Consider the following 12,098-nt stretch of genomic DNA (forward strand, 5'->3'; position numbering starts at 1 on the left):
CAGTATATTTGGCTGTCGGGCCCTGTCCAATCGCGATCTGCTGATTTTATGGGCCGCAAGTCTCGACCATGTGGCCTGTCAATTGCGCGTGCTTGGATGTTTGATGCCCGACTTGTTGAAAGCTGCTGCTCTCGCATTTCGTTGTCCTGATGCCCACAGAGGTTCGCATGTGGTCAAGCAGCAGACGCATCCCAACGATGACATTCCTGTCCAAGATGACCGTCGGCAATCAGGACATAGTCATGGCCACCTGACCCGGTCGGTGGTCGGGCCACGATGCAGGGTGCGCCATGGCAAAAGCCGTCACGAAATCTTCAAACTCCACAGTCCCTCGCTTGTTCGTTCTCGAACTGAATGCGGGCTGCATTCACCTGATGAATGCGGATGGCTCCGATCGCATGACGATCGTGACGGGCTGTCACTTGCCGGACGGCATCGTCGTGGATGTCGAAGCGGGCCATATCTACTGGACCAACATGGGCGTCCCAAGCCTGAACGACGGCTCGATCGAGCGGGCCGACATCGACGGCAAGAACCGCAAGACCATCGCTCCGAAGGGAGAGACCCACACTCCGAAGCAGATCATTCTCGATAAGAAAGGTGGCAAGCTCTACTGGTGCGATCGCGAGGGCATGCGCGTCATGCGTTGCAATCTCGATGGTTCGCAGTTGGAGACGCTCATCGAGGCGGGCCACAGTGAGGCCGATCGCAAGGACCAGACACGATGGTGCGTCGGGCTGGCGATCGACCCGAAATTCGGACGCATCTACTGGACGCAAAAGGGGCCCGACAATGCCGGGCTCGGCCGCATCTTCCGCGCCAATGTCGAAATCCCCGCCGGCCAGACCGCAGCCACCAGATCCGACATCGAGATATTCTACGATGGTCTGCCGGAGCCGATTGATCTGGAGATCGATCACAAGAGCCGCATTCTCTACTGGACCGACCGCGGCGACCCACCGCGCGGCAACACGGTGAACCGGGCCTCGCTCGACAACAAGCCTGCCGTGCCCGAGATCGTGGTGACCCATCTCATGGAGGGGATCGGTATCGCGCTCGACGTTCCCAACGATCGCATGTTCGTGACCGATTTCGCGGGTTCGGTCTACTCCGCGCGGCTCGACGGGTCTGGCGAGCGCAACTTCCTCTACGCCCAGGGCAATCTCACCGGCATTGCCTATGCCGAAGTCTGACCAACGGAGAGAAATGACATGACCGATACCAAGTCCATTCGCCGCATTGCCATCATCGGAACCGGCGTCATCGGCGCGAGCTGGAGCTCGCTGTTTCTCGCCAAGGGACTTCAGGTCGTCGCGACGGATATCGCGCCGAACGCAGAAGCAGCGCTGAGGAAATTTGTCGAGACGGCCTGGCCGGCGCTCGAGCGACTGGGTTTGTCGCCCGGAGCGTCGCAGTCGAATCTCGAGTTCACGCCAGACATCGTGCAGGCACTCGCCGGCGCCGACCTCGTCCAGGAGAACGGGCCCGAGCGGATCGAATTCAAGCAGAAGCTCTACGGACAGCTGGACGAGCTGTTGCCGCCCGACGTGATCATCGCATCGAGCTCGTCGGGGCTCACCATGAGCGAAATCCAGAAGGGTGCGCCGTCCCATCCCGAGCGCTGCGTGATCGGTCACCCCTTCAATCCGCCGCACTTGATCCCGCTGGTCGAGATCGTGGGCGGGGCGAAGACCTCGGCAGCGACAATCCAGCGCGCGGATGAATTCTACACTTCGATCGGGCAACGGACGGTGCGCGTCAACAAGGAAATGCCCGGGCATGTCGCCAACCGGCTGCAGGCAGCGTTGAGCCGCGAGATTTATTACCTCGTCGCCGAGGGTGTGGTGAGCGCTGCCGACGTCGACACAGCTCTGTCCTGGGGCCCCGGCCTGCGCTGGGGCGTCATGGGCGGCCTGATGCTCAACCATCTCGGCGGCGGTCCGGGCGGCATCGAGCACTTCTTTCAGCAGTTCACCGGCCCGATGACGGCCTGGTGGAAGACCCTCGGCTCGCCGGTACTGACGCCGGACGTGCAAAAGAAGCTGATCGACAGCGTCCATGCCGAGGCGGGCTCTCGTACCATCGAGCAGCTGGAGGCGGAGCGCGACGAAGTCCTGCTCGGCCTGATCGAGCTGCGCAAAAAAGCGGCCAAGGCGAGCTAGCGAAATCGGCGGCGCCGGCGAAATCAATCACACGTTCAAACCGTCCTTCAATTTTCAGGCTTCCGAGCCGCAGCGAGGAGAGATCGCAAATGCCCACCGCAACCCCAGCAAGCAAGACCGCCGCGCCGAAGCCGGCTCCTGCACCCAATGGCGACTTCTATCAGCTGGTCGACCTTCTCACTCCCGACGAGAAGGTGCTGGTTAAGAAGGTGCGGACTTACATGGAGACCAAGGTCCAGCCGGTCATCAACAAGTACTGGTCGGACGACGCGTTTCCGTTCGAGCTTCTGCCATCGTTCAAGGAGCTCGGCCTCGGCGGGCTCGGCTTCGAGGGCTATGGCTGCGCAGGCGGGAGCCAGAAGTTGTTCGGCTTCGTCGCGATGGAGCTGGCGCGCACCGACGCCTCGTTCTGCACGTTCTTCGGCGTGCATAGCGGCCTCGCCATGGGCTCGATCTATCTCGATGGCTCCGAGGAGCAGAAGCAGAAATGGTTGCCGGCGATGGCGCGCTGGGAAAAGATCGGCTGTTTCGGCCTCACCGAGCCGCTGGTCGGTTCCGGAACGAGCGGCGGTCTGACCACGACCGCCAAACGTGAAGGCGATACCTGGATTCTCAACGGGCAGAAGCGGTGGATCGGCAATGCGCCGTGGTGCGACATCTCCATCATCTGGGCGCGCGACCTTACCGACAACCAGGTCAAGGGCTTCATCGTCGAGAACAAGTCGACGCCCGGCTTCAGCGTCGAGAAGATCGAGCACAAGATCGCGCTCAAGGTGGTCCAGAACGGCCAGATCACGCTGAAGGACGTGCGGGTGCCTGAAACGAACCGCCTCCAGGGCGGCAATTCGTTCCGCGATACCGCGCGCGTCCTGCGGATGACGCGGTACATGGTGGGGTGGGCGTCGACCGGCATCCAGATGGGCGCATACGAAACCACCCTCAAATACGCCCAGGAGCGCCTGCAATTCGGCAAGCCGATCGCGTCGTTCCAGCTGATCCAGGATCTGCTCGCCAAGATGCTGGGCAATTTGACCGCGTGCCAGTGCCTGATGCTCCGCCTGGCGCAGCTCGATGACGAAGGCAAGCTCGGCGACCATCACGCGGCGCTGGCGAAGGCGTTCTGCACTGCCAAGTCGCGCGAGACGGTCTCCTGGGGCCGCGAGGTGCTGGGCGGCAACGGCATCGTCGCCGACTACAACGTCGCGCGCTTCTTTGCCGACGCCGAGGCGCTCTACTCCTACGAGGGCACCTACCAGATGCAGAATCTGATCGTGGGCAAGGCCATCACCGGTCACGGCGCTTTCCTCTGACCTCTCAGCACGGCCGGCGCATCTGCGCCGGCTGCCCACTCAGGAGACATGACCATGGTTTCGGGAACTGCACCGTTCACCCCTTCGCCTGCAACAGCACCAGGCTCAGCACCCAGAGCGGCGCTGGCGCTCGCGAATGTCCTGTACGAGAAAAAAGGCGCGATCGCCTATGTCACGGTCAATCGGCCGAAAGTGCTCAACGCGCTCAATACGCCGACCTGGACCGATCTGCACGCCGCGTTCGAGGACGCCAAAGCCGACGCATCCGTGCGCGGCGTCATCCTCACCGGTGCGGGCGACAAGGCGTTCATCGCCGGCGCCGACATCAGTGAACTTGCACATGTCGACGCCTACGACGCCGAGGAGTCCAGCCGGTTCGGGCAGGGCGTGCTGGACCTCATTGAAAATCTCGGCAAGCCGGTGATCGCGGCGGTCAACGGCTTTGCCCTTGGCGGCGGCTGCGAGACCGCGATGGCCTGCACCATCAGGATCGCAGCCGAGCACGCCAAATTCGGGCAACCCGAGGTCAAGCTCGGTCTGCTGCCCGGCGGTGGTGGAACGCAACGCCTGCCGCGTCTGGTCGGAAAGGGCCGTGCGTTGCAGCTGATCCTCACCGGCGAGACGATTTCCGCGCAGGAAGCCTATCGCATCGGCCTCGTCAACGAAGTCGTTCCCGCGACCGGCCTGATCGAACGTGCCGAGACAATCCTGAAGCAGATCATGGCCAACGCGCCGATCGCCGTGAAGTTCTCGCTGGAAGCCGCCAACAAGGGGATGGAGACGAGCCAAAGCGAAGGCATTGTGCTGGAAGCCTCCTTCTTCGGCATTTGCGCCGCCACCGAAGACAAGAAGGAAGGCACCGCCGCCTTCCTCGAGAAACGTGCGCCGCAGTTTCGCGGACGCTGAAACGACGCCGCTGTCTACGAGGATCTGGAAAGGACGCCCATGGCAAACGACAACATTTTCTCCGGACTGAAAGTGGTGGACCTCGCGAGCTTCATCGCGGGTCCCAGCGCCGCCGTGATCTTGTCCGATTTCGGCGCCGACGTGATCAAGGTCGAGCCGCCGAGCGGCGAGCTGTGGCGACACGCGAACCATATGCCGCCGCAGCCGGTCGCTGACGATGCCTATCCCTGGCATCTGGCCAATCGCAACAAGCGCGGCATGGCAATTGATCTGAAATCTCCGAGCGCCCATCAGATTCTCGAAAAGCTGGTCAAATGGGCCGACGTTCTCGTCGTCAACACGCCGCATCCGGCGCGCAAGAAATTGAAGCTCGAATATGAAGACGTGGTGGGATGGAACCCGCGGCTGATCTACGCAGACCTCACGGGCTTCGGCGACAAGGGACCGGATGCGGATCTCCCCGGCTTCGACATCACGTCGTACTGGGCGCGCAGCGGCCTCCTGTCGATGACGCGCGACGCCGGCGCGCCGCCGACCTGGCCGGTGGCCGGCAGCGGCGACAACGCCACCGCCGTCGGGCTCTATTCGGCGATCGTCACCGCCCTGTATCGTCGCGAGCGCACGGGGCAGGGGGCGCACGTCACGACCTCGCTGCTCGCCGAGGGCGTGTGGTCCGCCAGCGTCTCGATCCAGGCTGCACTCTGCGATGCGAAATTCTTCGGGCTGCATGATCGCATGCACCCCGCAAATGCCGCCATGAACGTGTATCGCGCCAAGGATGATACCTGGTTCGTTCTCATCATCACGCCCGACAAGGTAGAGGCCGTGGCGAAGGCGATCGGCCGCCCCGATCTCCTGACTGATCCGCGCTTCTCCGACCCGGCCAAGCTGATGGCGAACATGACGGAACTCACGGCGATTCTCGACCAGACCTTCTGTTCCGAGCCGATGGCACATTGGTACGAGGTGTTCAATGGCGCCCACGTGACGTTCGGCGCGGTGCGCGGGCCGCAGGAGGTGATCAACGATCCCCAGCTCCGGGCCAATGACATCATCGTTCCGCTCGAGGGCGCCGGCGGCAAGCTGACGTCCACGATCTCCAGCCCGCTTCAGGTGCACGGTGTCGCCAAGGTGTCGGCAAAACGCGCCCCGAAGATCGGGGAACACAACGACGAGGTTCTTCGGCAACTGGGATTCAGCGCGGCCGAAATCGATGGTCTGCGTGCGAGCGGTACCATTCCGAAGACAAAGGACCACGCGGCCTAGCGCGACGGCATGATCGGGGCGGCACGAGCCGCCGCGAACCTGCGCTTGCAGTGAAATGCGCCAAAGGGATCAGGAGTTCGACAATGGATGAGATCGTCACCGAACAGGCCGCGGGCATCCTGCGCATCCAGCTGAACCGCCCGACAAAGCGGAACGCGATGACGTCAGCCATGTACGTGGCTCTCGCGGACATCTTCAACGCGGCGGCGCATGACGCGAGCACACGCGTGGTCCTCTGGCATGGCGCGGGAGATTCGTTCTGCGCCGGCAACGATATCGACGATTTTCTCAAGAATCCGCCCGGACCAGGCGAATCGCTACAGGCCGGCCTCATGAAGGCGCTGGTCGACTTCGACAAGCCATTGGTCGCGGCCGTCCACGGCGCCGCCATCGGCGGCGGCACCACGATGCTAACGCACTGCGACTTCATCTACGCCGGCGAGAGCACAAGATTCCAGATGCCCTTTATCAATCTGGCTGTGGTGCCTGAGTTCGGATCGAGCTGCTCGGTGCCGGCGCGGATCGGTCACCTCCGCGCGGCCGAGCTGATCTTGCTGGGGGCTCCCTTCGATGCCAGGCGCGCGGTGGAGCTGGGTCTGGCTACTGAAGTCGTCGCCGACAACGATCTCCGGGCGAAGGCGACCGACACGGCCCGGAAGTTGGCAGCGAAGCCCGCGGCTGCGTTACAGGCCAGCAAGCGGCTCATGAAGCAGCCATTTCGCGATCAGATCAAGGCCGCGATGAAGGCCGAGAACGAAGAGTTCAGCACGCAAGTCCGCTCCGAAGACGCAAGGGAGGCGTTCACGGTTTTCGTGGAAAAGCGAAAGCCCGACTTCGCGCGAAACATCAAGTCTCAAGCGACTGCATGACCAAGGAAAAGCCGATGAACGTATGTGTATTGGTTGGAAGCCTGCGGAAAGCGTCGTTCAACGGGATGCTGGCGAATGCACTGATCTCGCTGGCGCCGTCCTCGATGAAGCTCGACATCGTCGAGATCGGACAATTGCCATTCTACAATGAAGATCTCGATACCGCAGCTCCGCCCGCGCAATGGACCGCGTTCCGCCAGCGCATCAAGGCCGCCGACGCCGTTCTGTTCGTCACGCCGGAGTATAACCGGTCGGTGCCGGCCGTGCTCAAGAACGCGCTGGATGTCGGCTCCAGGCCGTATGGACAGAGCGTCTGGGACCGCAAGCCGGGTGCGATCGTCAGCGGCTCGCCCGGGGCGATCGGAGGCTTCGGCGCCAATCATCATCTCAGGCAATCGCTCGTGTTCCTGAACGTGCCGACCCTGCAGCAGCCTGAGGCCTATCTCGGCCATGTCGACAAGCTGTTCGATGAGCATGGCAAGCTCGCCGGCGACGGCACCAGCAAATTCCTCCAGGCGTTCATGCAGGCGTTCGCCAATTGGGCCGAGACGGTTCGGCCCAAATGATCCGATCTCAGGGGCAGCGCGTCTGCCCCCTCGCGGCAAGAGCAGGTTGAAATCGCAGCGTCACGCTCAAAAATGGATCGGCCGCATTTGCTCGAATTCGTCGCGGCACGCGCGGCTGAAGTCATGCAACAGATCGATCGTGCCATCGATGGCCATTTCGCGCAGTTGGACAAAGCTCTTGTCCGGCTCCAGATAGGTGTCCAGGATTTTTCGGGTGACGTCCTCGGCATGATGGACCACCGGCTTTGAAGATATCGCCCGCATCGCGCTCATCTTGGCGTAAAGGCTGACCAGGCTGGGAATGTCGGCTTTATCGTGCTGGAGCGCATCGATGTAACATTTGGCGGCGTCCTCGATGAAATCCCTGTACAGGGTCTGCCGGCGAGTCTCCTCGTGAAGAACCCACTGGGCGCGGACCTGGCTTCGCTGGCTTCGCCAATTGGCTATTCCGCTTGTCAGGCCGCCGACGGCTGCACCGGTGAGAGCGGCGAGCGCGGATATGATGGAAGCGTCCACAGGTGCAGTCCTTAACGAATTTCCGGGAATGATTGCCAGGTCTTGATTGGCCGCAACTATGACGAGGACGATCTCGGTCCCTCGGAAATCAGCCGTGAGCTCCTTTGCCCCGACAGATACGACCAGAACCACTGGGTCTGGACTCGAAACCTGTTCTGGAGTTGCGGCAGCGCGAGCACATGCAGCGCGGCCCACACCCACCAGGTCACAAAGCCGCTGCTGCGCAAATGCCGGGACTCGAGAATGGCAAAATTCTTGCCGACCACCGCCATGTTACCCTTGTCGCGATACCGAAACGGTCGGCCATCCTTGTGTCCCTTGACGCGGCTGGCGATGACCTGACCAACAAATCGTCCCTGCTGAATGGCTGCCTGCGCGACCCCGGGGACGGGGTGACCATCCTGGGTCATCGTGGCCGCATCCCCTGCAACAAAGACGTTGGGCGCATCGGGAATGTCCATGAAGGCGCCCACGAATGCGCGCCCGGCGCGGTCTGTCCGGGTCGCCAGCATCTTCACGACCGGGGAGGCACTGACGCCTGCCGTCCAAAGTACGGTGGCGCTGGGAATGCGGACGCCGGCCGCGATCACTCCCTGATCGTCAACCTTCTCGACCTTTACGCCCGTCGAGACCTCGACTCCGAGTTTCGTCAGTCGCTTGGCCGCTTTTCGCGACAGCGATTCCGCAAAGGTCGGCAGGATGCGAGTGCCGCCATCCAGCAGAACAATACGGCTCTTGGCGGGGTCGATCTTGCGGAAATTGTTGCGCAGGGTCACCGAGACCAGTTGGGCGATCGACGCGGCAAGCTCGACGCCCGTCGGGCCGGCGCCGACCAGAACGAAGGTCAGTTGGCGAGCACGTTCCTTCTCGTCGTCGGTCGATTCCGCCAGTTCGAACGCGCTCAGGATCCTGGTTCGGATCGTTTCGGCGTCGTTGAGGCTCTTGAGCCCCGGCGCGAACCGCGCGAACTCGTCATGACCGAAATAGCTCGGACGCATCCCGGTTGCGATCACGAGGAAATCGTATTCGAGCTTTCGACTGCCGATTTCGGGGCAAATAGCCTCGACGGTTCGCGCTCCCAGGTTGATGCCCTTGACCTCGGCCAGCAATACGCTGAGGTTTTTCTGCTTCGCCTCGAGCTGCCGGATCGGCGCCGCGATCTCGGACGGCGCCAGAACAGCGGTGGCGACCTGGTACAGGAGCGGCTGAAAGATATGGTGATTGCGGCGGTCGACCAGCGTGATCTCGACATCGGCTCGCTTCAGGGCCCGTGCCGCCGCGATACCGGCAAAGCCACCGCCGACGATCAGGACGCGTTTTTTGCCTGCGGCCGCCTTTGTCGACGGGGGCGTTTCTTGCGGGAACGATTTGGTGAGAATTGTCGTCATGGGTGCACCGACTCTCCAGGGCCAGCCGCCCCCGTCAGGGTCAGATACAGCGGAGCTCCGGATTAATCTTGGATGGCGCTGCGGCGCATTGAACGACCGTGCCTGATCATCCGGGGAAGGGTCTGAGCCGCTCGTACAGCATGCGCGGGAGGATCAGCCCGAAGGCCATCGCCGTGATGATCAAAAGCGCCGTGGCACTGCTTGCAGCGATACTGGTGACCAGAGCCGCCGGTGCGCCCGCGCCGATTGAGACCAGTTCGACGAGGCCCGTCGCAGTGTTGAACAGGAAGAAACCAGGCATCAACGAGACCACGGCGGAGAAGGCGACCGCCGCAAAGGGCAGATGCAGGCGATCGACCACGGGAGCCGTGAGAGCGCTGGCAAGCATGCAGGCGACGAGTGTTCCGGCCGGAGCGCTTCCGCCGGAAGAGATCACCGCCCAGTGTGCGGCGTGTGCAAGCATGCCGACCGCAATCGGGAAAGGCAGCAGACGCCATGGCATCGAGAAGAAAGTACCGAACGCGGCGACTGCGCATCCTGCTGCAATCACATCGATGATCAACGACAGGGGCGGGGATGGCCCGGCAATCGCGAGTTGCCCGCCGGCGGCAGTGAACCCGAACAGACCTCCGGCGCAGATCATCAGCACGATGATGCCGGCATAGGCCAGGCGCGTCATGCCCAGTGCGATGCGCGTGCGAGCGAGGTCCATGGCACCGTTGAGGATATGCGGACCGGGGACAAGCACCATGCAGGGACAGAAGGCGACCAGCGCTATTGCATCCGATAGTCGAAAGCGGCTGGCAACAGCAGCCACGACACCGGCGACCAGCGCGGCGCAAAGCGGCTGGAGCAGCGGGTTATGGCTGAAGCCGGACAGCCCGCGCCTGCCCAGCGCACCGGTGGCTGCGCTCATTGCGATCAGGAACAGGCTCATCGCATCGAGCGCGCCGAAGATGACGCCAAGCGAGGCCGCACCAACGGCGGCGAACAGGATGAAGCGTGGTGTGGAAGCGGGCGGTAGACGGCCGGCCGACTCAAGTGCGGATTGCGCGGCACCGGCCGGCAATGTGCCGTCGCAGATCTGATCTATCACCGTCGTAACGGCGAGTACCCTGCCCATGTCGACACCGAGCGGCCTGGCGGGCGCAACTTGCGAAACGCGCGAGCCGTCCAATTCGACGATCAGTTCGTCCCATTGCGGGAGCACCTTCACCGCGACGCCGAGCGCGCGCCCAAGGCGCGTGGCCGCGACAACCGTCCGTTCCGTGGTCTGACCGTGAGCAAACAGAAGAGCGGCCGCCAGCGCGGTCGTGCTCGGCGCCGTCTCGCAAGACGGCGGTTCGGCGCGCGAGCTCTCCTGCTTTCGCTCGGTCAATTGCGTTGCGCGGTCCAGTAGCCCGAGCATCGTGAGCTTCCCGAATAGCCGCTCCACCTTCCGCGACCCGAGTTCCCGGAAAGTCTGCCCGTGCCGGACGCGAATTTGTCGTGAACCTCTACCGAAGCGCGGACCGAGCCGGATCTCGCGACGTAGCCCCTGAATTTCACGAGATTGGGATGCGTGACTATTCCGTCGGAGATATTGACGGTGAAGTTGTAGCTGGGATCGCACGCGCCGCCTTGCGTCACGAAGACGAGATCCCATGAGCCGTCATAAGCGGACCGCGCTTGCGCGGCTGGGGCCACCAGGCAAAGAGCTGCAATCGTCCAGAGCAAATGCGTCTTCATTGATAGTTCTCCGTAGGCTCGGCGACCGTTTCCGTACAAACGGAACGAATCTCGCCGGCGTTCAAACCAGGGATCCAAACGTTACAGATGATGATCTGCTCTAGGAAAAGGTAGCGCAAAGCGCTTGTTGAAAAATGCTCAGATCGTTTTGAATCGTGCGTTCACGAAAGATGCAGGCGTGACCAGACGCCCAGCTCAATTGTTTTGAGCAGGATTGGCACCAATCGGGCAGCCATATTCAATCGCGGCCACCGCTGGGCAGACATACTGAACGCACGCACTGTCGCTGTTCGAACGGAACACGACAGGTCGCATTCAGAATGAACCTGGAGCCGCGAGATGAACGTCAAGTCCATTGCTGGCCAGCTTGGGGAAAGACGCGCTCGCCCCCCTCATTCGCTGGCTGACCATTGGAATGTGTCTGACTTCGTCGCCCTCACAAAGCCACGCGTGATGATGCTCGCGGTCTTCACCGCGCTCGTCGGATTAAGCTCCGCTCCGGTTCGCCTTGATCCGCTAACAACCCTTGCGGCAGTTCTTGCCATTGCAGCGGGAGCTGGAGCCGCCGGTGTCCTCAACATGTGGTACGACGCCGATATCGATGCGGTCATGAGCCGCACCGCCATGCGGCCAATTCCCCTCGGCAAGGTCTCCCGGTTCGCGGCGCTTGTCCTTGGGCTCGTCCTTGGCGGTTTCTCCGTGGTGGCTCTCGCCCTGGCGACGAACCTCATGGCAGCCGCGTTATTGGCGGGCGCTATCCTCTTTTATGTCGTGGTGTACACGGCGTGGCTGAAGCGGTCCACGCGGCAGAACATCGTCATCGGCGGCGCTGCCGGCGCGCTGCCGCCCGTGATCGGATGGGCCGCGGCAACAGGCGACATCGGGCTGGAGCCGCTTGCGTTGTTCCTGATCATCTTTCTTTGGACACCGCCCCATTTCTGGGCGCTGGCGCTCAACCGCGCCGAGGATTACGCCCGCGCGGGCGTACCGATGCTGCCGGTTGTTGCGGGACGCTCGGTCACAACTCGGCAGATATTGATCTACAGCGGTCTCCTGGCTCTCGGTTCGGAGCTGCCCTGGGCATTGGGGTTCGCAGGCGCGATCTACGGCGTCACCGTTGCGATCTGCGGGGCGCTATTCTTCATGCTTGCATTTCTGCTGGACAGAAGCATCGGGCCTGATCGCCGCCCTGCTCACAGGCTGTTCGTGTTTTCCATCTTCTACTTGTTCGCGCTGTTCGCGGCGTTCCTGGTCGACCATGGCGGCGATTCATTCCGGCGCACGCGTGCCACGCATGCAGGTACCGGCACGTCGGTGCATGCCGAGCTCCCGCTGGCCGCCGTCCGCACCGCATGGCGCGCCACCATCAACCTCAGCGAGGTCTAAC

12 protein-coding genes are annotated in these 12,098 nt (G+C 62.6%); 8 read left to right on the top strand and 4 right to left on the bottom strand.

Translation table 11 applies throughout. The annotated features are described in order from the left end of the window. Nucleotides 1-398: 398 nt before the first annotated feature. From AC5ZFO_RS05975 to AC5ZFO_RS06005, 7 genes are all read left to right on the top strand, one after another. Nucleotides 399-1,193 (top strand): 3-hydroxyacyl-CoA dehydrogenase, encoded by a 795-nt coding sequence (locus AC5ZFO_RS05975; RefSeq protein WP_496121687.1) that lies wholly within the window; start codon nucleotides 399-401, stop codon nucleotides 1,191-1,193. An 18-nt stretch (nucleotides 1,194-1,211) separates the two neighbouring features. After that, nucleotides 1,212-2,162 carry a 3-hydroxyacyl-CoA dehydrogenase NAD-binding domain-containing protein gene (locus AC5ZFO_RS05980; RefSeq protein ID WP_496121689.1) on the top strand — a complete coding sequence of 317 codons (951 nt, stop codon included), beginning with the start codon at nucleotides 1,212-1,214 and terminating at the stop codon, nucleotides 2,160-2,162. 89 nt (nucleotides 2,163-2,251) lie between these two features. Then, complete coding sequence (locus AC5ZFO_RS05985; RefSeq protein WP_496121691.1) at nucleotides 2,252-3,472, top strand: acyl-CoA dehydrogenase family protein; 1,221 nt, start codon at nucleotides 2,252-2,254, stop codon at nucleotides 3,470-3,472. 54 nt (nucleotides 3,473-3,526) lie between these two features. Continuing rightward, entirely contained in the window at nucleotides 3,527-4,378 is an 852-nt protein-coding gene (locus AC5ZFO_RS05990; protein ID WP_496121693.1) for an enoyl-CoA hydratase-related protein, read from the top strand. A 39-nt stretch (nucleotides 4,379-4,417) separates the two neighbouring features. After that, nucleotides 4,418-5,644 carry a CaiB/BaiF CoA transferase family protein gene (locus AC5ZFO_RS05995; protein ID WP_477018263.1) on the top strand — a complete coding sequence of 409 codons (1,227 nt, stop codon included), beginning with the start codon at nucleotides 4,418-4,420 and terminating at the stop codon, nucleotides 5,642-5,644. Nucleotides 5,645-5,727: 83 nt separating this feature from the next. Further along, a complete protein-coding gene (locus AC5ZFO_RS06000) occupies nucleotides 5,728-6,513 on the top strand; it encodes an enoyl-CoA hydratase (RefSeq protein ID WP_496121695.1) in 786 nt (261 codons plus the stop codon). A gap of 14 nt (nucleotides 6,514-6,527) precedes the next feature. Further along, a complete protein-coding gene (locus AC5ZFO_RS06005; protein WP_496121697.1) occupies nucleotides 6,528-7,079 on the top strand; it encodes an NADPH-dependent FMN reductase in 552 nt (183 codons plus the stop codon). A gap of 66 nt (nucleotides 7,080-7,145) precedes the next feature. Here the strand turns inward: AC5ZFO_RS06005 and AC5ZFO_RS06010 are convergent, their stop codons facing one another. The 4 genes from AC5ZFO_RS06010 to AC5ZFO_RS06025 all read right to left on the bottom strand — a co-directional run bounded on the left by AC5ZFO_RS06010 (nucleotide 7,146) and on the right by AC5ZFO_RS06025 (nucleotide 10,711). After that, complete coding sequence (locus AC5ZFO_RS06010) at nucleotides 7,146-7,727, bottom strand: hypothetical protein (RefSeq protein ID WP_496121699.1); 582 nt, start codon at nucleotides 7,725-7,727, stop codon at nucleotides 7,146-7,148. Continuing rightward, nucleotides 7,652-8,983 carry an NAD(P)/FAD-dependent oxidoreductase gene (locus AC5ZFO_RS06015; RefSeq protein ID WP_496121701.1) on the bottom strand — a complete coding sequence of 444 codons (1,332 nt, stop codon included), beginning with the start codon at nucleotides 8,981-8,983 and terminating at the stop codon, nucleotides 7,652-7,654. Before AC5ZFO_RS06015 ends, AC5ZFO_RS06010 begins: the two co-directional genes overlap by 76 nt. Nucleotides 8,984-9,089: 106 nt before the next feature. Further along, the gene (locus tag AC5ZFO_RS06020) at nucleotides 9,090-10,391 is read right to left on the bottom strand and encodes a threonine/serine exporter family protein (RefSeq protein WP_496121703.1); all 1,302 of its coding nucleotides are present in this window, start codon (nucleotides 10,389-10,391) and stop codon (nucleotides 9,090-9,092) included. Continuing rightward, nucleotides 10,358-10,711, bottom strand: coding sequence for a hypothetical protein (locus AC5ZFO_RS06025; RefSeq protein WP_496121705.1), 354 nt, complete (start codon nucleotides 10,709-10,711; stop codon nucleotides 10,358-10,360). Before AC5ZFO_RS06025 ends, AC5ZFO_RS06020 begins: the two co-directional genes overlap by 34 nt. A gap of 339 nt (nucleotides 10,712-11,050) precedes the next feature. On the opposite strand from AC5ZFO_RS06025, the gene AC5ZFO_RS06030 reads away from it, so the two are divergent. Further along, a complete protein-coding gene (locus AC5ZFO_RS06030; RefSeq protein ID WP_496121707.1) occupies nucleotides 11,051-12,097 on the top strand; it encodes a heme o synthase in 1,047 nt (348 codons plus the stop codon). Nucleotide 12,098: the final 1 nt, after the last annotated feature.

It is taken from the genome of Bradyrhizobium sp. Unk1 (genome assembly GCF_059512345.1).